20 protein-coding genes are annotated in these 20488 nt (G+C 63.3%); 15 read left to right on the top strand and 5 right to left on the bottom strand.

The genetic code is table 11. The features are described 5' to 3' along the window. Positions 1 to 22 precede the first annotated feature (22 nt). Positions 23 to 934 carry a UDP-3-O-acyl-N-acetylglucosamine deacetylase gene (lpxC, locus tag TRP66_RS09885; protein ID WP_333401452.1) on the top strand — a complete coding sequence of 304 codons (912 nt, stop codon included), beginning with the start codon at positions 23 to 25 and terminating at the stop codon, positions 932 to 934. Between the two features lie 215 nt (positions 935 to 1149). Here lpxC and tatC read toward each other — a convergent pair whose 3' ends face one another. The 3 genes from tatC to tatA are packed head-to-tail and all read right to left on the bottom strand — an operon-like array spanning position 1150 to position 2416. Next, positions 1150 to 1911, bottom strand: coding sequence for a twin-arginine translocase subunit TatC (gene tatC / locus TRP66_RS09880; RefSeq protein ID WP_333401451.1), 762 nt, complete (start codon positions 1909 to 1911; stop codon positions 1150 to 1152). Beyond that, the gene (tatB, locus tag TRP66_RS09875) at positions 1908 to 2204 is read right to left on the bottom strand and encodes a Sec-independent protein translocase protein TatB (RefSeq protein ID WP_333401450.1); all 297 of its coding nucleotides are present in this window, start codon (positions 2202 to 2204) and stop codon (positions 1908 to 1910) included. Before tatB ends, tatC begins: the two co-directional genes overlap by 4 nt. Next, positions 2204 to 2416: a twin-arginine translocase TatA/TatE family subunit gene (tatA, locus tag TRP66_RS09870; protein WP_333401449.1), complete on the bottom strand. Its 213-nt coding sequence runs from the start codon at positions 2414 to 2416 to the stop codon at positions 2204 to 2206. Before tatA ends, tatB begins: the two co-directional genes overlap by 1 nt. 154 nt (positions 2417 to 2570) lie before the next feature. Here tatA and gspK point away from each other — a divergent pair, with 154 nt between their 5' ends. Further along, on the top strand, positions 2571 to 3533 hold the full coding sequence (gene gspK, locus TRP66_RS09865) for a type II secretion system minor pseudopilin GspK (RefSeq protein ID WP_333401751.1): 963 nt from the start codon (positions 2571 to 2573) through the stop codon (positions 3531 to 3533). Positions 3534 to 3690: 157 nt separating this feature from the next. On the opposite strand, the gene TRP66_RS09860 is transcribed toward gspK, so the two are convergent. Beyond that, a complete protein-coding gene (locus TRP66_RS09860) occupies positions 3691 to 5751 on the bottom strand; it encodes a PhoX family protein (protein WP_333401448.1) in 2061 nt (686 codons plus the stop codon). A 230-nt stretch (positions 5752 to 5981) separates the two neighbouring features. Between TRP66_RS09860 and TRP66_RS09855 the strand changes: the two genes are divergently transcribed. The 12 genes from TRP66_RS09855 to TRP66_RS09800 are packed head-to-tail and all read left to right on the top strand — an operon-like array spanning position 5982 to position 16760. Then, positions 5982 to 7634: a lipoprotein UxpA gene (locus tag TRP66_RS09855; RefSeq protein WP_333401447.1), complete on the top strand. Its 1653-nt coding sequence runs from the start codon at positions 5982 to 5984 to the stop codon at positions 7632 to 7634. After that, a complete protein-coding gene (locus TRP66_RS09850; RefSeq protein ID WP_333401446.1) occupies positions 7631 to 8059 on the top strand; it encodes a pilus assembly protein PilZ in 429 nt (142 codons plus the stop codon). Before TRP66_RS09855 ends, TRP66_RS09850 begins: the two co-directional genes overlap by 4 nt. A 2-nt stretch (positions 8060 to 8061) precedes the next feature. Further along, positions 8062 to 10011: a type II secretion system secretin GspD gene (gene gspD / locus TRP66_RS09845; RefSeq protein ID WP_333401445.1), complete on the top strand. Its 1950-nt coding sequence runs from the start codon at positions 8062 to 8064 to the stop codon at positions 10009 to 10011. Positions 10012 to 10013: 2 nt separating this feature from the next. Beyond that, positions 10014 to 11462 carry a GspE/PulE family protein gene (locus TRP66_RS09840; RefSeq protein WP_333401750.1) on the top strand — a complete coding sequence of 483 codons (1449 nt, stop codon included), beginning with the start codon at positions 10014 to 10016 and terminating at the stop codon, positions 11460 to 11462. A gap of 3 nt (positions 11463 to 11465) precedes the next feature. Continuing rightward, positions 11466 to 12668, top strand: a complete 1203-nt coding sequence (gene gspF, locus TRP66_RS09835) for a type II secretion system inner membrane protein GspF (RefSeq protein ID WP_333401444.1) — start codon at positions 11466 to 11468, stop codon at positions 12666 to 12668. Positions 12669 to 12685: 17 nt separating this feature from the next. Further along, entirely contained in the window at positions 12686 to 13126 is a 441-nt protein-coding gene (gene gspG / locus TRP66_RS09830; RefSeq protein WP_333401443.1) for a type II secretion system major pseudopilin GspG, read from the top strand. Next, complete coding sequence (gspH, locus tag TRP66_RS09825) at positions 13127 to 13576, top strand: type II secretion system minor pseudopilin GspH (protein WP_333401442.1); 450 nt, start codon at positions 13127 to 13129, stop codon at positions 13574 to 13576. Beyond that, a complete protein-coding gene (locus tag TRP66_RS09820) occupies positions 13573 to 13938 on the top strand; it encodes a type II secretion system protein (protein WP_442965187.1) in 366 nt (121 codons plus the stop codon). The genes gspH and TRP66_RS09820 overlap by 4 nt, the downstream gene beginning before the upstream one ends. Beyond that, on the top strand, positions 13935 to 14531 hold the full coding sequence (locus tag TRP66_RS09815) for a prepilin-type N-terminal cleavage/methylation domain-containing protein (RefSeq protein ID WP_333401441.1): 597 nt from the start codon (positions 13935 to 13937) through the stop codon (positions 14529 to 14531). Before TRP66_RS09820 ends, TRP66_RS09815 begins: the two co-directional genes overlap by 4 nt. Further along, positions 14528 to 15658: a type II secretion system protein GspL gene (locus TRP66_RS09810; protein WP_333401440.1), complete on the top strand. Its 1131-nt coding sequence runs from the start codon at positions 14528 to 14530 to the stop codon at positions 15656 to 15658. The genes TRP66_RS09815 and TRP66_RS09810 overlap by 4 nt, the downstream gene beginning before the upstream one ends. Continuing rightward, the gene (gspM, locus tag TRP66_RS09805) at positions 15655 to 16092 is read left to right on the top strand and encodes a type II secretion system protein GspM (protein WP_333401439.1); all 438 of its coding nucleotides are present in this window, start codon (positions 15655 to 15657) and stop codon (positions 16090 to 16092) included. The genes TRP66_RS09810 and gspM overlap by 4 nt, the downstream gene beginning before the upstream one ends. Next, the gene (locus TRP66_RS09800) at positions 16089 to 16760 is read left to right on the top strand and encodes a hypothetical protein (RefSeq protein WP_333401438.1); all 672 of its coding nucleotides are present in this window, start codon (positions 16089 to 16091) and stop codon (positions 16758 to 16760) included. Before gspM ends, TRP66_RS09800 begins: the two co-directional genes overlap by 4 nt. A gap of 132 nt (positions 16761 to 16892) precedes the next feature. Here the strand turns inward: TRP66_RS09800 and TRP66_RS09795 are convergent, their stop codons facing one another. Further along, positions 16893 to 17351, bottom strand: coding sequence for a DUF721 domain-containing protein (locus tag TRP66_RS09795; RefSeq protein ID WP_333401437.1), 459 nt, complete (start codon positions 17349 to 17351; stop codon positions 16893 to 16895). Positions 17352 to 17660: 309 nt separating this feature from the next. Between TRP66_RS09795 and secA the strand changes: the two genes are divergently transcribed. After that, positions 17661 to 20396 carry a preprotein translocase subunit SecA gene (gene secA / locus TRP66_RS09790; RefSeq protein WP_333401436.1) on the top strand — a complete coding sequence of 912 codons (2736 nt, stop codon included), beginning with the start codon at positions 17661 to 17663 and terminating at the stop codon, positions 20394 to 20396. The last annotated feature ends 92 nt before the right edge of the window (positions 20397 to 20488 follow it).

The following is a 20488-nucleotide window of genomic DNA, read 5'->3' as shown; positions in this document are numbered from 1 at the left end:
CTTGCGCTGAAGCGGCCATGCCATGATTAAACAACGCACCCTGAAAAATATTATCCGTGCCACAGGTATAGGCCTGCATTCCGGGGAGAAGGTTTATCTGACTCTCAAGCCAGCGCCTGTGAACACCGGCATCGTATTTTGCCGAGCCGACCTCGATCCTGTTGTGCAGATTCCTGCGCGCGCGGAGAATGTTGGCGAGACGACACTGTCGACCACGCTGTTCAACGGTGACGTCAAGGTCGATACGGTGGAGCACCTGCTGTCGGCCATGGCTGGCCTTGGCATCGATAACGCCTACGTCGAGCTCTCTGCTTCCGAAGTCCCGATCATGGACGGTAGCGCAGGCCCATTCGTATTCCTGATTCAATCGGCAGGCCTGGAAGAACAGGACGCGCCGAAGAAATTCATCCGTATCCTGCGTGAAGTCACAGTGGAAGAGGGCGGTAAACGCGCTACTTTCGTGCCTTTCGAAGGCTTCAAGGTGAGTTTCGAGATCGATTTCGATCATCCGGTCTTCCGCGACCGCACCCAGAGTGCAAGCGTGGACTTTTCCAGCACTTCCTTCGTGAAGGAAGTCAGCCGTGCCCGTACCTTCGGGTTCATGAGTGACATCGAGTACCTGCGCAAGCACAACCTCGCACTCGGCGGCAGCGTGGAAAACGCCATCGTGGTCGACAAGGAAGGCGTACTGAACGAAGACGGTCTGCGTTACGAAGACGAATTCGTCAAACATAAAATCCTGGACGCCATCGGTGACCTCTACCTGCTGGGCAACAGCCTGATCGGTGAGTTCCGTGGTTTCAAGTCCGGCCACGCACTGAACAACCGTCTGCTGCGCACGTTGATCGAGCAGAAAGACGCTTGGGAAGTCGTGACCTTCGAGGATGCCAGTACCGCTCCTATCTCTTACATGCGTCCAGTCGCGGCCGTGTAAGAAAGCTTTACTCTCTTTCCTTTTCTACTTTTAAAGGCTGCCTTCGGGCGGCCTTTTTTTATGCCCATGAGTATCAGTAGGAGCCAGCGGGCGGCGATCCGTCTTGCTGGCGATCAAGCGCAAACGTTCATCGCCAGCAAGCTGGCTCCTACAAGGCGTGTATGCAAACCGTCGTAGAAGCCAGCTCGCTGGCGATCTGTCGCGACATGCGGTGGTTATGCAGACGCCGCCGAGCCCGCCGTGGCGCTACGGCGCTTGACCACCATCCGGCTCGCCAGCAGTCCCAGCTCGAACAGCATCCACATCGGCACGGCCAGCATCGTCTGCGAGAAGACGTCTGGCGGGGTCAGCAGCATGCCGACCACGAAGCAGCCGACGATGACGTAAGGACGGCTCCTGGCGAGGGTATCGACATCGGTCATTCCGGCCCAGATCACTAGAAAGGTGGCGACCGGTATCTCGAACGCCAGCCCGAACGCCAGGAACAGTGCCAGGATGAAATCCAGATACAACGCGATGTCGGTCATCATTTCCACGCCGTCCGGCGTCACACTGGCGAAGAAGCCGAACATCATCGGGAACACCAGGAAGAACGCGAACGCCATCCCGGCGTAGAACAGCAGCACGCTGGCGATGAGCAGCAGCACGGCCACGCGTCGTTCGGTGCGGTACACCGCCGGCGCAATCATGCCCCAGGCCTGATGCAACAGAACCGGCATCGCAACGAACAGCGCCGTCATCAATGTCAGTTTGAACGGTGCCATGAGCGGCGAGGTGACGCTGGTGGCGATCATGCTCGCGCCAGCAGGCAGGAAGGCCCGCAACGGCGCGGAAATGAAGGTGTAGAGCGGTTGGGCGAATGGAAAGATTGCCGCGAACAGCACGGCGATCGCCAATATGCAGCGCAGCAGGCGTGTGCGGATCTGGCGCAGGTGTCCGACCACGATCTGCGGCGTCTGGTGTTCGATCAGATTCATGGATTGGACTGTCCGCTGGCGGGTTGTACGGCTGCAGCCTGTGGTGCATCCAGACGCACGCCGTCACGCAGTTCCTGCTCCAGCTGGCGCAGAGGCTGACGGTCCAGCTCCAGACGCAACTGTTCGGCATCGAGCTCGCGCTCCATTTGCGTCTTGATGTCGCGCACGGTGCGTTTGGCCTGACCCATCCAGCGTCCGGCCGTGGCGGCGGCCTTGGGCAGACGTTCAGGGCCGAGCACCAGCAGGGCGATCACGCCGACCAGCATCAGTTCGGTGAAGCCGATCTCGAACATCAGTGCTTTTCCGCTTGCCCGGATGCCTGGGCATTTTCGTTCAGACAAGGCTTGGGTATGTCCTGCGGCTTTGGCTGGTCGCCCACCGAGTTGCGGAAGCCCTTGATCGCCTCGCCCACGTCGGAGCCCAGACCCTTGAGGCGCTTGGTGCCGAACAGCATGAAAACGATGAGTAGAACGATCAGCAATTGCCAGATTCCGATGGTGCCCATAAGGCTCTCCAGGTATCAGTCGTGAAAGGGAACCGGCATTCTGCCCAGCAGTTGTGACGGCTCCGTGACGTTTTTATGTTGTTTCATGGGCTTGCCACTTGCCTGAAACATTGGCCGTGTTGACTGACCCGTCCTGGGAGCGGAAGACATGAGCATGAACCACAAAAGCCAGCGCGGAGCCGCGCTGTTGATGGTCCTGGTAGCCCTGGCGATGCTTGCCGGCGGGCTGGCGTGGATGGTGGAGCAGGGACGTCACGAAGTCAGCGGCGTGCAAGTGGTGCAGCAACGGGTTCAGGCCCGGGCCATCGAACGGGCCGCGCTGGCGTTCACCGAACAGGCGCTCAAGGACCCTGTCTGGCGTGCTTCGCCACAATTCTGGCAGGCGCTGCGCGGGCAGCCGTTGAGCTACTCGTTCGCCGGCGGCGAAGCGAGTATTCGTATCCGGGACCTGCACCGCTGTTTCAACGTCAACAGCCTGATCGGCCCGGACAACGAGCGGGCTCAGCGTCAACTGCTCTACTTGCTGGGCGACGACATGGCCGCACAGCGTCTGGTCGATACCCTGCTGGACTGGCTGGACACTGACCAGCAGGCGCATCAGCAGGGCGCGGAAAACAACGAGTATCTGCGACTGACACCCCCTCGTCTGGCGGCCAACCAGCTCATGATCGATACCAGCGAGCTGAACCTGCTGCTGCCGGCCGACCCCGCTCGGGAGCAGCGCTTGCGGCACCTTTGCGCGCTTCCGGAAATCAGCGGCTGGCGGCTCAACGCCAATGCCCTGAATCTCGATGAGTTGCCTTTGCTGGAAGCGCTGTACGAAGGCGAGGTCAGTCGTGCCCTGCTGACCCGGATGATCAGCGCCCGGCCGCCAGGAGGCTACAAGGACGCCAGTGAGCTACGCCAGGCCATGGGCGCCATGGACGACGAGGCCTTCGCACAACTGGTCGAAGGCTTGCAGCTCAATGGCGATCATTTTCTTCTCCAGGTGGAAACCGAACTGGATGGGCAAACCTTTCGCAGTCAGTACCGGGTCGAGGCCTTGGGTGTTGTGAAGTGGCACAGCCGCGTGCCGGCGCAGGGGATGGTGGTTCGCGAAAGACAGGTGGGGATGTAGCGCAAAGCATTGTGGGAAGGAGCTTGCTCGCGACCGGGTAACCTCAGACACAGAGAGGCATCTGGATGACCCGGTCGCGAGCAAGCTCCCTCCCACAGAATCACAAAACTATGACATCGGGCCGCCTTGCGCCGCCCGCTGTCATGTTACCGCTGCATCAAACCCCCAGTTCACCGCCGTCGGCGCGCTGGATGACGACGGTCGACGCCCGAGGACGAACAGTGCCCGCAGTCACGTCGGTCGCCACGTCGGTGGACGGCCAGTTTTCCGGGTGCTGGATGTTGACGAACATTGTCTTGTTGTCCGGCGTGAAGGTAATGCCGGTCACTTCGGAGCCGTTCGGACCAACGAAGAAACGGCGCAGTTCACCCTGGTTTTCGGCATTCACCGGGATTTCCTTGCCATTGGCATCCACCAGATTGGCCGGAATCACTGCCAGCAACTGATCATTGGTGTAGCTGGTAATCGTCGACTCACCGTTGTCGGTCTCTACCCACAGAATGCCGCGGCTGTCGAAAGTCATGCCGTCAGGGCTGGCAAACTGATTGAGTTCAGTCAGGCCGGAACGGTTGATGTCCGGCGAACCGGCAGCGTTGGCGCCAAACACGAAGATGTCCCAGGTGAAGGCCACCTGATCGTCGCTGTCATGCCAGCGGATGATATGACCATGCTTGTTCGGCACGCGCGGGTTGGCGGCGTTGGCCGTGGTGCGGCTGGTGTTGTTGGTCAGCGTCAGGTACACGTCGCCGTTGAGCGGGTTCACCGCCGTCCACTCAGGGCGGTCCATCGGCGTCGCGCCAACGGCATCGGCCGCGCCGCGAGTATTGAGGATGATGCCCGGCAGATCAGTGAACTTGGCACCCAGGGTGCTGCCATCGGTAGTTGCCGTCGCGACGTCGAGCAACAACCAGACGCCGGTGCCGTCGGCGTTGAATTGGGCCACGTACAGCTTGCCGCTGTCCATGTACTTGGCGCCGGTCGCCAGGCGATCGCTCGGCGTGGCATCGGCGGCTTCCCACAACGCGGTGGACACGAATTTGTAGAGGTATTCGTTCTGCGAGTCGTCGCCCATGTAGAACACCACCGGCTTGCCGACGGTGGTCAGGCCCGGCCAGCAGCCTTCGTGGCGGAAGCGGCCCAGCGCGGTACGTTTGACGGCGCGGGTGCTCGAATCGTACGGATCGATTTCGACGATGTAGCCATAGGTGCTGGCTTCGTTGCGATAGTCGTCGGTCGCGGTGGCGCCGGTCGGGGTGACATCGAAACGAGCAAACTCATCGTTGACTTCGCTCGCATCGCCCGCGGCGGTTTCCCAGTCGTAGTTGGTGGCGCTGCCGCTGACTCCGATCCGCACTTGCTCGGCGGTACGGGTCTGGCGGTTGACGAAAATGCCTGGCCAGTTCTCTTCGCAGGTCAGGTAAGTGCCCCAAGGGGTGTAACCGTTGCCGCAGTTGTTGTTGGTGCCGCGGGTCTGGGTGCCGGTCGGGGAGAACTTGGTCTTGAGGTGATCAGTGCCGCTCAGCGGGCCGGCCAGATCCATGACCGAAGCCGTGGTGAAGCGGCGGTTCAGCGGGTCGTTTTCCACCACTTGCCAGCGGTCGCCGGACTTGCGCACACGCACGACACCGGCGCCATGAGCGTTGATTTCCTTGCGGACTTCTTCGACCGGACGAACGCCGCCCACCGACGTCGCGCCAGCAGGATGCAGGGCATCCTGATCGATGTATTCAAAGTTGATCGCGATCAGGCCGTCAGTGGAGCTGCCATTGATCGGGAAAAAATGCATGCCGTCATGGTGCATGCCCATGGCGTTGGCCTGGTCGGCGGCCGAGTTGCTGCCGTCGGACTTCCACTGCTCGGTGGCATCGCTCAGGCGAGTGCCCCATGGTGCCAATACATAAGCGGTATAACCGGCGGCGATGCTGACCGCATCGGTGCGTGAACCAGGGATCGACTGGAAGCCCAGTTGCAGCTTTGGCGTCGGTTCTGGTGTCGGCTCTGGTGTGGGGGTCGGCTCGGGGGTGGCTGGCGAATCATGGTCATTGTCGCTGTCCCCATCGAAGCAGCCAGTCAGACCGGTCCCGGCAATCATCGCAATGGCGGCGCCGAGGCCACCGCGCACAACGCTGCGGCGGCTCAGATAGGTGTCGAGCACCGACGTCATGGGTTCATTGTTGCTCAGGTTGCGGTTCTGGTTGTCGCCGGTATTACGACTCATGCATCAGGCCCTTTTTCTGACAGTGGGTTTGGAAAGGAACCGGGACTGTAGAAGTCGAGTGTGATGATTCATTGGCAGTTTTGTTAAGAAGATGTCTCAGGAGTGAGTCACTTGTTTCAAGTTGTTACAAGGCGTACATTCGGCATGTTCGTTATAAAAACGCCATCAAACTGTCATTTACAATCCGCAATATCCCGCCCCTGACAAGAATCGGCTTCGGGATGTGGAAGATGGCTTCGTGGGCACGGCGCGATGTGTTGGGATGGATGACGGCCGGAGCCATGGCGCCGCTGTTGCCCGGTTGTACCAGCCTGCAAGGCATGACTGCCGCCAGCCGCTCAGGTCAGGTCGAGCTGCTGTATGTTGCTGATACGCTCGATGCGCGCCAGCCTGGCAAGCCGGTCGTTCCCGCGACGCGGCTCGGTCCCGCGACACGGATCGGTCAGGCGCCCTGGATCAGCGGCGTCAACGCCCGCGTCAGCACCCCCGATCAGATCCAGCTCAACGGCCTGCTGGACAACAGTCTCAGCCAGCATGTGGAAACCGGCGGCTATCCCGTGCTGGGCGCATTGCTCGATGGTCTGCGTCGCGAAGCGGGGGAGGGCAACAGTCTGACCCTGGAAAACGGCCAATGCTGGAACGGCAGTGGCCTGGCTTATCTCACTCACGGGCAATCCGGCGTCCAGGGCAGTGCACTGCTGGGCACTGAGGTGCGGGTCAGCAGTGACGAGCGCGTGTTGTGGCCGCAACAATGCACCGGCTTGTATCGACAGTTCGGGCATCCGGTTCTCGGCGCCGGGCTTGCAGCGGAAGCGGCGCAGCGCCTGGGCACTGAACCGGTCGCGTTCTTTGAGCGCGGTGGCATCCGGATCGCCGTGGTTGGCGTAACCGACCCTTACGCCCGCGACCAGCAGGCGTCTCTCAAACAATGGAACGACAGCCTTCAGCCGGTGCTCGATAAAGCGCGGGCTGACTCGGATCTGGTCGTGGCGCTCGCCGATGTCGGTACCGGTCCCGGCTTCTGGATGGCCGAACGCCTCTCGCAACTGGATCTGGTGCTGTGCGCGCGCGGGCAGGACCTGTGGCCGCGGCCGGTCGAGGTCACCCAGGCTTCGGGCAAACGAGTGCCGGTCATCCTGGGCGGCGTCCGCGCCAGCGGCGCGTTTCGCATCCGCTGTGAAATGTCTGCCGGACAATGGCAGTTCAGCGCACGCTTTCATCCCGCGCTGGAAAGCGCCCTGAGCCCGCAAGACCAGGTCCAGGCCCAGCGCATCCGCCAGATCGCACAACAGCAACGCGCTGCGCATGCCAACTGGCTCGACCAGCCCCTTGCCCAGGCGCCGGACAATCTCTGGCGTCGGGACGTGCGAGGCGGCAACTGGGACCGTGTGCTGCACATGGCGCTGGCCGACGGACCTGACAGCGCGGTGCTGCTTCCCGGCCTGCGCTACGACATTCCGCTGAACAAGGGGCAAGCGATCACCCGCGATCACCTGATCAGCCTGACGGCCAGCTATCCCGCGCCCGTGGTCAGCGTGTCGGCGCGACAAGTGCCGCGGGTGCTGGAAAACGCAGCCGAGCAGATGTTCGGCGAACCTCTGTTGCTGGACAACAGCCAGGATCTGCCGCGCTGGTTCGGCCAGGCCTGGCAGGTGACCTATAGCGCGGGCGGCAAGCGTGTCGACGGGATCGGCGAACCGCAAGGTCAGTGCCGCACCTTCGGGCTGGGCTTCGATGCGCAGGCCGGTCAGCCGCTCTGGCAGCACCTCGAAGCCTGGCTGCGCGAACAGCCTGCCGACTGGCGGATCGCGGCCTTGCCGCTACCGAAGATGCGCTACGTGCAAGGGCATCCCGGCTGGCACCCGCGCGAGCAGATAAGTTGAACCGGGTTATCCACGCAGGACAGGCGCTGCTGGTGGTGCTTGCCGCCTGGCTGGCGGCGCAGTGCGTGTTGCAGGTCTGGCACGGGCCGGCGCGCTCCGTCCCAGCCAACGTGCCTGCCGCACCCGTGGCGCGGCTGCTCGCGGGGCACTGGCAGTCCGCGGCGGTGGTCAGCAACGAGCTGCCGCTGACCACGCTGCCCGTGCAATACCTGGGCGGTTTCAAGGCCCGCGAATTGAGCGAAACCGTGGTCGTGCTGCGCTTCGAAGAGCGTCAGCGCACCCTTGGCCGCGGGCAGCGCCTGGCCCCCGGCATCGTTTTGCAGGACATCGATGAGTTGGGGTTGGTGTTCGACAACAACGGCAAGCGCGAGCGTTTGCCCTGGCCCGCGCAACGTCCGTCGTTCGGCTTCAAGCAACAGGGATAAGCATGACCATCAATCGTTTCAAACAACCGCTGCGTCTCGCCGTTCTGTTGTGCGCACTGACCACGGGTTGGGTTGGCGCCGAGGAGGAGCCGGTCTACGAAGTGAATTTCGTCGATATCGAACTCAGCGAATTCATCGACAGCGTCTCGCGCATCACCCACACCAATTTCATCATCGACCCGCGAGTGAAAGGCAAAGTCACTGTGCGCAGCAGCGAGATGCTGGGCAGCGACGAGATCTATGCGCTGTTTCTCTCGCAGCTACGCGCCCAGGGCTTCGCCGCCGTGGACCTGCCCAACGGCAGCGTCAAGATCGTGCCCGATCAGGCCGCCCGGCTCGAACCGGTGCCGGTGGAACGCACCCGAACCATCGGCCCGGTCAACGACGGCATGGCGACCCGCGTATTCAATGTGCGCAACGCCGCCAGCGAGCAAATGCTCAACATCCTCAAGCCGCTGATCGACCCGCGTGTCGGAGTCATCACGCCTTATCCATCGGCGAATCTGCTGGTGATCACCGACTGGCGCAGCAATCTCGACCGCATCGACAGTTTGCTGGTGCAGCTCGATCAGGTCAGTCAGGAGCCGCTGGAAGTCGTGCCGCTGAAGAACGCCAGCGCCAATGACACCGCAGCGCTGGTGACACGCCTGTTGGCGCGCGAGCAGGGCGCCGACAGCGCTCAGGTCGTGGCGGACCCGCGTAGCAATGCCCTGCTGGTGCGCGGCAGTGCCGACAGTCGCGAACGGGTTCGCGCCTTGCTCAGGAAACTCGATACCCCTCGCGACCCGCAGCAGAACGCCAACACCGTCGTGATCTATCTGCGTCATGCCAACGCCGCCGAGGTGGTCAAGGTGCTGCGCGGCCTCAGCCAGGACAGCGCGGTGCCGCAATCCGCCGCCCAAGAGGGCGAGAAAGCGCCTGTGCCGGTCAGCACTTCCGGCATTCGCATGGAATATGAAGAAGGCACCAATGCCGTGGTGATGGTCGGCCCCGACAACGAACTGAGCGCGTACCGCAACATCGTCGAGCAGCTGGACATTCGGCGTGCCCAGGTGGTGGTCGAGGCGATCATCGCCGAGGTTTCGGATACCCGGGCCCAGGAGCTGGGCGTGCAGTGGCTGTTCCAGGGCGACAGTTTCGGTACTGCCGCGGTCAACTTCAGCGGCAGCAACGCCGCCAGTGTCACCAGCGTGGCCGCGCTGGCGCAGGCTGGCGACACCACTGGCCTGAGCGAACTGTTGTCCGGCGTTCAGGGTGTGACTGCCGGGGTCGGCAATCTCAGCGGCGGCGGCCTCAACTTCCTCGCGCTGCTCAACGCGCTTAAAAGTCAGACTGGCTTCAACCTGCTGTCGACGCCCACATTGCTCACCCTCGACAACGCCGAGGCGTCGATCCTGGTCGGCCAGGAAGTGCCTTTTGTGACAGGCTCGGTCACTCAAGACAATACCAACCCTTATCAAACCATCGAGCGCAAGGAAGTCGGGGTCAAATTGCGCATCAAGCCGCAGATCAACGTCGACAATACCGTGCGGATGGACATCGTTCAGGAAGTGTCCTCGATTGCCGACAGCGCCACCGCCAGCGACGTCATCACCAACAAGCGCGAGATCAAGACCAAGGTGATGGTCGAGGACAATGGCCTGGTGGTGCTGGGTGGCCTGATCGGTGACGAAACCACGACCAGCGATCAGCGCGTGCCGTTTCTCGGCGACATTCCGGGGTTGGGCCGGTTGTTCCGCTCCGACAGCAATCAGCGCGTCAAACAGAACCTGATGGTGTTCATCCGTCCGCGCATCGTGCGTGATGGTGAAACGCTGGCGCAATTGAGCGGCGAGAAGTATCGCAACCTCAAGGCCACCACCGCGCTGCCGCTGCCGGGCGGGTCGGACGGCAACACGCTGCTGCAACTGTTTCCAGCCAGCCGCGAACGGATGGACCAGAGCATATGGTAACGCTGCTGCCTTACCGGCTCGCTCGTCAGTCCGGGCTCGCCAGAGTGCCTTCGCAAGCCGGATGGGAGCTGTGGCTGCGGCCCGACGCCGATACCGATACCTTGCAGGAAGTGCTGCGCGTTCACGGTCTGCCCCACGCGGTGGAGCACATCTCGACGCAGGAATTCGACACCCGGCTGGGTTCGCTGTACCAGGCTGGCGAGTCCGCCACCGCCGCGCTCATCGAAGGCATCGGCGATCAGGTCGACCTCGACAGCCTGATGAGCGAGCTGCCCAAGGTCGAGGACCTGCTGGAGAACGACAACGACGCGCCGGTGATCCGCCTGATCAATGGCCTGTTCGCCGAAGCCCTGCGTCTGCGGGCCTCGGATATCCATGTGGAGACCTTCGAAGCCAGCCTGGTCATTCGCCTGCGGGTCGATGGCCATCTGCGCGAAGTGCTGCGACCGCCACGCGCGTTGTCGACCATGCTGGTGTCTCGCATCAAAGTCATGGCCCGGCTCGACATTGCCGAGAAGCGCCAGCCTCAGGACGGGCGCATAACCCTGCGCTCCGCCGGGCGCGAAGTGGACATTCGTGTGTCGACTCTGCCAGGCATTCATGGCGAGCGCGTAGTGATGCGAGTGCTGGACAAGCAGGCCAGCTTGCTCGACCTCGCCAACCTGGGCATGCCCGTTGAAGTGGAATCAGGTCTGCGCGCCTGCCTGTCCCGGCCCAACGGCATCGTTCTGAGCACCGGACCCACCGGCTCGGGCAAGACCACGACCCTGTATGCCAGCCTCAACAGCCTCAACGACGGCTCGAACAATATTCTCACCGTCGAGGACCCCGTGGAGTACGCCATCACCGGTATCGGCCAGACGGCGATCAACCCGCGCGCCGGGATGACCTTCGCCAGTGGCCTACGCGCCATTCTGCGTCAGGACCCGGACGTAATCATGCTGGGCGAAATCCGCGACCGGGAAACCGCGCAGATCGCGGTGCAGGCGAGCCTTACCGGGCACCTGGTACTGTCGACGCTGCACACCAACAGCGCCGTGGGCGCGGTGACTCGCTTGCGGGACATGGGCGTCGAGCCGTTTCTGATCGCTTCGAGCCTCAAGGGCGTGTTGGCCCAGCGGCTGGTGCGCCGGCTCTGCGCTTGTGCCCGGCCGCAGCCCTTGCAGGATGCCGAGCGTGCGCTCTGGCCGGAACTGCACAATTTGCGTGAGAGTTTTCATCCGGTGGGATGCGAAACGTGTCAGGGCAGCGGTTATGACGGGCGTATGGGCCTGTACGAATTCATCGAACTGGATGCCGGGTTGATTGCGCTGCTGTACGACGGCGCCAGCGAAGTCGCGATGCAGGACTATCTGGCCGACAAGCGCGAAAGCCTGGCCGCGATGGCGACCGAATGCCTGCGGCACGGCCAGACCAGCCTCGCCGAAGTACTGCGCGCGGTCCGGGGCTGATCAATGCCGACCTACCGTTATCAGGCGCTCGACCCGTCCGGCCGGACCCGCAAGGCCAGCCTGCAGGCGGAAAACGAGCGGCATGCCCGGCAATTACTGCGCGAGCAGGGGCTGTTCGCCCGCGACTTGCAGCTGCAGACCGCCGCTTCGTCCAGCCCGCGTGGTCAGCGTCTCAGTCACGCTCAACTGTGCGAACTGACCCGGCAACTGGCGACGCTGTTGAGCGCCGGCATCCCGCTGGTCGACGCCTTGTCGACGCTGGAGCGGCAACTGGCCGAGCCGGCGATCCGCAATCTGCTGGTCGCGGTACGCGGCGCGCTCGGCGAGGGCCACAGCCTGGCCCAGAGCCTGCGGCGTCAGGGCGGCCTGTTCAACGGTCTGTACTGCTCGCTGGTGGAGGCGGGCGAGCGCTCGGGCAAGCTGGCGCCGGTGCTCGAACGTCTTGCCGAGCACCTTGAACAGGTGCAGCGCCAACGACACAAGGCGCGTACCGCAATGATCTACCCCGCAGTGCTGATGCTGGTGTCGCTGCTGGTCGTCGTTGGCCTGATGACGTTCGTGGTGCCCAAGCTCACCGAGCAGTTCACCCACAGCGGGCAGATCCTGCCGTTGATCACGCGCCTGCTGATCGGGATCAGCGAGGGGCTGGTGCTGATCGGGCCCTGGCTGCTGGCGTTGGCCGTCGCGCTTGGCATTGCGGGCACGTTCCTGCTGCGCAAGCCCCACTGGCGCTTGCGTCGTGACCGGACATTGCTCCGCCTGCCAAAGGTCGGCCCGTTGCTCACCGTGCTGGAAAGCGCCCGGCTCTCGAGAAGCCTGGCGATTCTGGTCGGCAGCGGCGTGCCCTTGCTCGAAGCCTTGCAGGTCGCGACCGCCACGGTCGCCAACCGCGAGGTGCACCGTGCCCTGGAAAGCGTGCGCGATCAGGTCGAGGGCGGCGTCAGCCTGCACCGGGCCCTGAGCGGCTCCGGCCATTTTCCTCCACTGCTGCTCAACATGGTCGCCAGCGGCGAGGCCAGCGGCACCTTGCCGGACATGCTCGAACGCGTCGCCGACAACCAGGAGCGCGGTTTCGCCCGACAGGTCGACACGCTCATGGCGCTGTTCGAACCCTTGATGATTCTGGTGATGGGCGGCGTCGTGCTGTTCATCGTGCTGGCCGTCCTGCTGCCGATCATGCAGCTCAACCAGGGACTCAAATTCTGACCATGGAGATCTTGCTCATGCCATCGACTTTCCCGCCACGCCGCCAGAGAGGGTTCACCCTCATGGAAATCATGGTGGTGATCTTCATCATCGGTCTGTTGATCGCCGTGGTCGCGCCCAGCGTGCTAGGCAATCAGGACAAGGCCATGCGCCAGAAGGTCATGGCCGACCTGTCGACGCTGGAGCAGGCGCTGGACATGTACCGCCTCGACAACTTGCGCTATCCCACCACCGAGCAAGGGCTTGGCGCCTTGACCAGCGCGCCCAAGGTCGAACCCCTGGCGCGTTCGTGGCGGGCCGACGGGTACATTCGCCGCCTGCCGGACGATCCATGGGGCAACCCCTACCACTATCGCGCGCCGGGCGAACACGGGCGCATCGATATCTACTCGCTGGGTGCCGATGGCGCGCAAGGCGGCGAAGGGACCGACGGTGACATCGGTAACTGGAACCTTTGAATGAAAGGGTCGCGGGGCTTTTCGCTGCTGGAGCTTCTGGTCGTGCTGCTGATCGTCGGCCTGTTCAGCGCCATGAGCGTGGCCTGGCTGGACGCCGGGCCGGCACCGCTTGAACGGGCGCTGGAACAGCTTGCCGCAGAGGCTCGCGCCCATGGCGATCTGGCCCGGCACAGCGGACAGGTGTCGGGCCTGCGCTGGAACGGTCGAAAGCCGGAGTTCGTGCGTTTGCACTCCGGTGGCGCAGCGCCGCGCTGGGTGGCGGACACGCGCGTCACCCGCGACTGGCCCGAGAGATTGAAAGCCGACTGGCCGGCATCCAGCGAGCCGATAGTGGTATTCACCGCCAACGGCCTGGCATCGCCCGCGACTCTGGACTGGCGCTGGGCCGAAGGTCGCGAGCGCTGGCAGTGGCTGAGCGACGGTCGCCTGAGCCGGACGCAACTGCCGTGAAAAGCCAGCGGGGATTCACCTTGCTGGAGGTGGTGGTCGCGCTGGGGATCGCGGCGGTGATGACCGTCATGGTCAGCCAGTTGCTGCGTCAGCGCATCAGCGTCCATCAGGCCGTCCAGCAGCACCGGCTGGGCAGTCTGTGCGCCCGGGAGCTGGAGGCGCGATTCAGCGTTGAACGCTACTGGCCGGCGCTGGATCAGGTCTCGGGCGAACTGCGTCAGGGCGCGGCGACCTGTCACTGGCGACTGGAGCTGCGCATGACCGGAGTCCAGCACCTGCGGCGCGGCGAACTGGCGCTGTTCGCGGCAAAGGACGAGCGCGAGCCGCTGGGACATTTCACGCTGTTTCTGGTGCGTCCGTGAGCACGACTCAGCGCGGTCTGACCCTGATCGAATTGCTGGTGGCGCTGGCGCTGACCGCAGTGGTCGGCGTGGTCTTGGCGGCGCTGGTCAACGGCTGGTTGAAAGTCCGGGAGCGACTGACCGAGCCCGGTAACGAACCCTTGGTGCTGGAATTCTGCCTGGCGCTGGAACGCCGCTTCGATTCATTGGTGCTGCGTCAGCTGTATGAAAACCGCCTGCCATTGCCGCGGGTCTGGCTGGACTGGCAGCCCGCCAGCCATCGCCTGGAGTGGGTGGCGTTGACTGCCTGGCCCGATCCGTCGACAGGTGGCCAGTCGCGCCAGCAACGTCAGCGGCTGACATTCAGTCCGGGCGAGCGACGCCTGAGCCTGTCGACCTCGGACGATCTGTATGCGCCGGGCCGGCCACGCTGGGAACGCCGGGAAAATCTTGAGGCGGTGGACCGCCTTCAGGTGAGCTTTTATCAGGGGAACCGATGGCTAGCGTTCCCTTCAACTGTCGCGCCGGTTCCCAACCGGGGCGTGCGTCTCGAATTCGAGCGTCATGGAGTGCCTTATGTCTGTACCTTCGCTCTGCCCGATACCCGACCATGAACAAGCTTGAAGCGCTAATCGCCCGCTTGCGACCGACCGCCGGGGCCCCGCGTGGCTGGCTGCTGGTGCGGCCGGTAGCGGAGGCGTCGGGCTGGCAGTGGTGCTGCCATCCCGGCGGCCGATCCGGCGACTGGCCGCCGCCCGCGGATGTGTCTCGTGACAGAGTCGCGTTGGTGCTGCCCGCAGCCGCCTGTAGCCATTTCCAGATCCCCGCGCCGCCAGGTCTCAAGCGGCATGAATGGCCGTTGCTGCTGGAGGACGTGTTACAGCAGCCGGTCGAGCAGGTGAGGGTCGAGTGTCTTGCCCGCCGAGAAGGCCGCCTGGAGCTGCTGGTGGTCGAGCAGGCCAGGTTCGATCAGTGGTTGGCCGAATGCCAGGCGCTCGGAATGGCGCCGCATGCGGTATGGGCCGAACAGCAGCTGTTGCCGCAACAGCTTCCAGGTCAGGCCTTGTGCTGGACCCGTTCCACGAATGATTGTCTGCTGCGCGCAGCGGATGACGGTACGCAGCACTGGCTGGTCTGGCCAAGGCAATTGGGAGCATGCCCCGCGGACTGGCCGCAGGCCGATCTGCACATGACCGGCGAGTGGCCTTCGGAATGGGCGCGTCTGGAGCATTTGCCCAGCCTGCTCGGGCGTCCGGTGGTGCGTCGCCCACGCGGGCCTGGACGCGTCTCGTTCACCCGGTTCCAGCGCCGTCTGGCCGGTGTCTGCGCCGGGTTGGCGCTGTGCTGGGCAAGCGTGCTGGCAGTGCAGTTCTGGCAGCAACTGCCGGTCTGGAAAGCCCAGGTCGAAGCCGTGACCGGGCCGGTTGCCGATACCCGGCAGGCGGCTCGCGCGCTGTCACGTTTGCAGGCGCGGCAGACCGACTGGCGCAGTCGTCAGCAGCAGGTTGCGGAGCTGGAGGCCGCGGTTGCAGACTGGCTGGCGAGCAGGCCGGGTTGGGGCGTGTCGGGCAACTATTTCGACGGCCGCAACTGGCGACTGGTGCTCAGCGGCGACGCAGCGGCCTCGGATATCGGGCACTGGCAGGCCATGGGCAAGGCGGTGGGCGCGGTCGCCAACGCGGTGGTCGATGACAAGACTTCCCTGCTCACCGTCAATTTCGATCTGGGTGCACAGCCATGAACGCTCTGACGCAACGCGCATCGATCGCCTTCCAGGCCCTGCCGCCCGTGCGGCGCTATCTGTTGCTGGGAGGCTGGGTCGTGGTCCTGACGCTGGTCCTTGTTCTGGTCGGCCGACCTGTGGTTTCGGCCGTGAAAGAGGTGAGCCAGTGGCCGCAACTTGCGCGCCTGGCGCAAGCCCTGAACCCCGGCCCGGTATTCACTGCCGAGCACTGGCAGACGCTGGCGAGCGCGCGGGGTATCGTCCTGACCAAAGTGGAACAGCGCGGTGACATCTGGCTGTTGCGTGGCGAGGTCACAGGCGCCGAAGCGCTGGCGCGGTTGATGCGCAGTATTCAGGAGCAGGGCGGCACGCCCATGCGCTGGAGCCTGGAGCAAGGCCATCAGGCCATGCTGTTCAGTCTGGATGTCGGTCGCGGGAGTGTCGGTCCGTGACGCGCAGACTCTGGATCATCGGTGCCGTCGTCTTCGTTGTGACGCTGCTGCTCAACCTGCCGGCCGCCTTGATCGCGCGCACGATCGACTGGCCGTCCGGCTGGGAGCCGAAAATCATCACCGGCAGTCTCTGGACCGGACGCGCCGAGCAGATCGGCCCGTTCGGTCCGCTGGCCTGGAAGCTGCGCCCCTGGCTGGGCGAGGCGCACCTGGACGGGGGCTTCCAGCAACAGGCGTGGGGAATGTCGATCAGCGGCTGGCCTTGGGCCTGGCGAGCGGACCTGCTACCCGGCGCGGCCACGGTCACGCCGCCTGTCGGTTATGCGCTGGACGGTCAGTGGCGGGGCAGGTTGCAGATCGAGGGGCGCGGTGCGCGTTGCGTGTCTAGCGAAGGCGAACTGATCGGCGACGACATGGTGCTGCTCTCGCCGTGGATGATGGTCCTGGGCAATGCGCGACTCAACGTGGACTGTCGGGAGAAAATACTGCTGCTGGTCCAGGTCGCGCGTAACGGGCAGCATCGATTCGACGCCCGGATCGACCCGTTCACCCGCCGGACGCAGATCACCGGCCAGGTCGAAGCCGAGGCCGGCGTACGACCTTTGCTGATCCAGGCGGGCTTGCTGAGGCCGGGCGAAACACGCTTCGAGCGAACGCTGGGGAAATAACCGCGGAATCTACATGACCGCAGCATGTAGGAGCGGCCGGGCGGCGTTCCGCTTTAGCCGCGATTGACCGCACAGGCGCAAATTTTTTCATCGCCTGATCAATTGCTTCGCGGATGAATCCGCTCCTACGCTTTATCCCCGCTTGGTATGCGCGTGACTGGCCAGCCGCTCCAGCGCGGCGCGCAGTTTCGGGTCCGTGATACCTTCGGCCGTGGCCTGAATGTTTTCGGCGGCCACTGGAGACAGGTCGATGGTATGACCCGCTGTCGCGCCGCGCACCGTCGGCGGCTGGACCTTGAATACGATCCGGGTGAGGTTCATGAACTCGTCGAACGCCAGCAACTGGCGATGCAGGCGCTTCTGCTGATAGCGCAGGCGGGTAGCCCAGTGCCCGTCGGTGACGATCAACAGCAGGCAGCCCTCGCGCCATGACGCCACGTGGCAATGTTCCCGGGCGGCTGGTTGCAACTGGCTTTCGAGCAGGCGCTGCAGATGGCCGAGGCGTTCGGCCTGGCGGAAAATGGCTTTGAGCGGCTTGGCTTCGCGCAACAGGACAGCCGGGGCGCGGGCGTTGAGGGGACGAAAGGCCATGAGGTGCAATGCCTGGGTGTGACGAGGCCGATATCTTAGCAGAAAGCGGGCAGGGCGCCGTGAGCCGCCCGATTTGCGGGCTTTCATAAGAAAATCAATGAGTAACTTCAACTATTCGGGGGTTGAAGTGTCAGAAAACGGCCCCATTGTACCTGTGCCCCGTCACAGCGCTGTGCCAGCATCGTGGATTAACGCCACTTTCCTCACCATCGTTTCCGGGTAGAATGCTCGTTCGCATGCGGCCTTGGGGGCTGCACGGGCGACTCACGGGGCCGCCCTCCATTCCTATGTGTGGAAGATCCTGTCGATATGTTTGCGCCTTTGTTAAAAAAACTTTTTGGAAGCAAGAACGAGCGTGAAGTCAAACGCATGCTCAAGACGGTACAGATCGTCAATGCCTTCGAAGAGCAAATGTTGGGCCTCACGGACGAGCAATTGCGCGCCAAGACCCCAGAGTTCAAGGCCCGCATAGCCAAAGGCGAGACCCTCGACCAGCTTCTGCCGGAAGCCTTTGCCGTCGCGCGTGAAGCGGGCAAGCGCATCATGGGCATGCGTCACTTCGACGTTCAGCTGATCGGTGGCATGACCTTGCACGAAGGCAAGATCGCCGAGATGCGTACCGGTGAAGGCAAGACCCTGGTCGCCACCCTGGCGGTATACCTCAACGCGCTGTCCGGCAAGGGCGTGCACGTTGTGACCGTCAACGATTACCTGGCACGCCGCGACGCCAACTGGATGCGTCCGTTGTACGAATTCCTCGGCCTGACCGTCGGCATCGTCACGCCGTTCCAGCCGCCCGAGGAAAAGCGCGCCGCCTACGCCGCCGATATCACCTACGGCACCAACAACGAATTCGGTTTCGATTACCTGCGCGACAACATGGCGTTCAGCATGGACGACAAGTTCCAGCGCGAACTCAACTTCGCCGTGATCGACGAAGTCGACTCGATTCTCATCGACGAAGCCCGTACCCCGCTGATCATCTCCGGCCAGGCCGAAGACAGCTCGCGCCTGTACACCGAAATCAACCGTTTGATCCCCAAGCTTGAACAGCACATCGAGGAAGTGGAAGGCGAAGTCACCAAGCCGGGTCACTTCACCATCGACGAGAAATCCCGTCAGGTGGAACTCAATGAAGCCGGGCACCAGTTCATCGAGGAAATGCTCACCAACGCCGGCCTGCTGGCCGAAGGCGAGAGCCTGTACTCGGCGCACAACCTGGGCCTGCTGACCCACGTCTATGCCGGCCTGCGCGCGCACAAACTGTTCAACCGCAACGTCGAGTACATCGTGCAGGACGGTCAGGTGCTGCTGGTCGACGAGCACACTGGCCGTACCATGCCGGGCCGTCGCCTGTCCGAAGGCCTGCACCAGGCCATCGAAGCCAAGGAAAACCTGAACATCCAGGCCGAGAGCCAGACCCTGGCGTCGACCACTTTCCAGAATTACTTCCGTCTGTACAGCAAGCTGTCGGGCATGACCGGTACGGCGGACACTGAAGCGTTCGAATTCCACCAGATCTACAACCTGCCGGTCATGGTCATCCCGCCGAACAAGCCGCTGGCGCGCAAGGACTTCAACGACCTCGTCTACCTCACCGCCGACGAGAAGTACGCGGCCATCGTCGCCGACATCAAGGCCTGTCTGGCGGAAAATCGTCCGGTACTGGTGGGTACGGCGACCATCGAGACTTCCGAACACATGTCCAGGCTGCTGGAACAGGAAGGGATCGAGCACAAGGTCCTGAACGCCAAGTTCCACGAGAAGGAAGCCGAGATCATCGCTCAGGCCGGCCGTCCGGGCGCGCTGACCATCGCCACCAACATGGCCGGTCGCGGTACCGACATCCTGTTGGGCGGCAACTGGGAAGTCGAAGTCGCGAGTCTGGAAGACCCGACTCCCGAGCAGATCGCGCAGATCAAGGCCGACTGGCAGAAGCGTCATCAACAGGTCATCGAAGCGGGCGGCCTGCATGTGATCGCCTCCGAGCGTCACGAATCGCGTCGTATCGACAACCAGCTGCGTGGTCGCGCGGGTCGTCAGGGCGATACCGGTTCCAGCCGTTTCTACCTGTCGCTCGAAGACAGCCTGATGCGCATCTTCGCCTCCGACCGGGTCAAGAACTTCATGAAGGCGCTGGGCATGCAATCCGGCGAGGCCATCGAACACCGCATGGTGACCAACGCTATCGAGAAAGCGCAGCGCAAGGTGGAAGGTCGCAACTTCGACATCCGCAAGCAATTGCTTGAATTCGACGACGTGGCGAACGAGCAGCGCAAAGTGATTTATCACATGCGCAACAGCCTGCTGGCCGCCACCAACATCGGCGACACCATTGTCGATTTCCGCGAGGAAGTTCTGAGCAACCTGATCAGCCAGCACATTCCGCCGCAGTCGCTGCCCGAGCAGTGGGACGTAGCGGGCCTGGAAGCCGCGCTCAATACCGACTTCGCCGTCAAGCTGCCGGTCCAGCAGTGGCTCGACGAAGACGACAATCTGCACGAAGACACTCTGCGCGAGAAGATCCTGGCGGAGCTGCTGGTGGCTTACAGCGAGAAGGAAGATCAGGCGAGCGCCGAAGCGCTGCGCAGCTTCGAGAAGCAGATCGTGCTGCGTGTGCTCGACGATCTGTGGAAAGACCACCTGTCGACCATGGACCACCTGCGTCACGGCATTCACCTGCGCGGCTATGCGCAGAAGAACCCGAAGCAGGAATACAAGCGCGAGTCCTTCACCCTGTTCCAGGAACTGCTCGACTCGATCAAGCGCGACTCCATTCGTGTGCTGTCTCACGTACAGGTTCGTCGCGAAGACCCCGAGGAAGAAGAGGCGCGCCTGCGTCAGGAAGCCGAGGAACTGGCCAAGCGCATGCAATTCCAGCATGCCGCGGCGCCAGGCATCGAGCAGCCGGCCGAAGAAGAGGAAGCTGCGGACGTAGCCGTCGCCGCCGCGCCGGTCCGCAATGACCAGAAGCTGGGCCGCAACGAGCTGTGCTGGTGCGGTTCGGGCAAGAAATACAAGCACTGTCACGGCCAGATCAACTGATCGCCTGACCTTGCAGTCACCACGCCGCGACCGGCTTTCCTGTCGCGGCGTTTTTTCATTGAACGCCGCTGCGATGCGCGCGGCGCGGATTG

The sequence above is a fragment of the Pseudomonas sp. JDS28PS106 genome, assembly GCF_036706555.1.
In the GTDB taxonomy this organism is placed as follows: Bacteria; Pseudomonadota; Gammaproteobacteria; order Pseudomonadales; family Pseudomonadaceae; genus Aquipseudomonas.
This window is presented reverse-complemented; position numbering and strand designations above follow the sequence as displayed.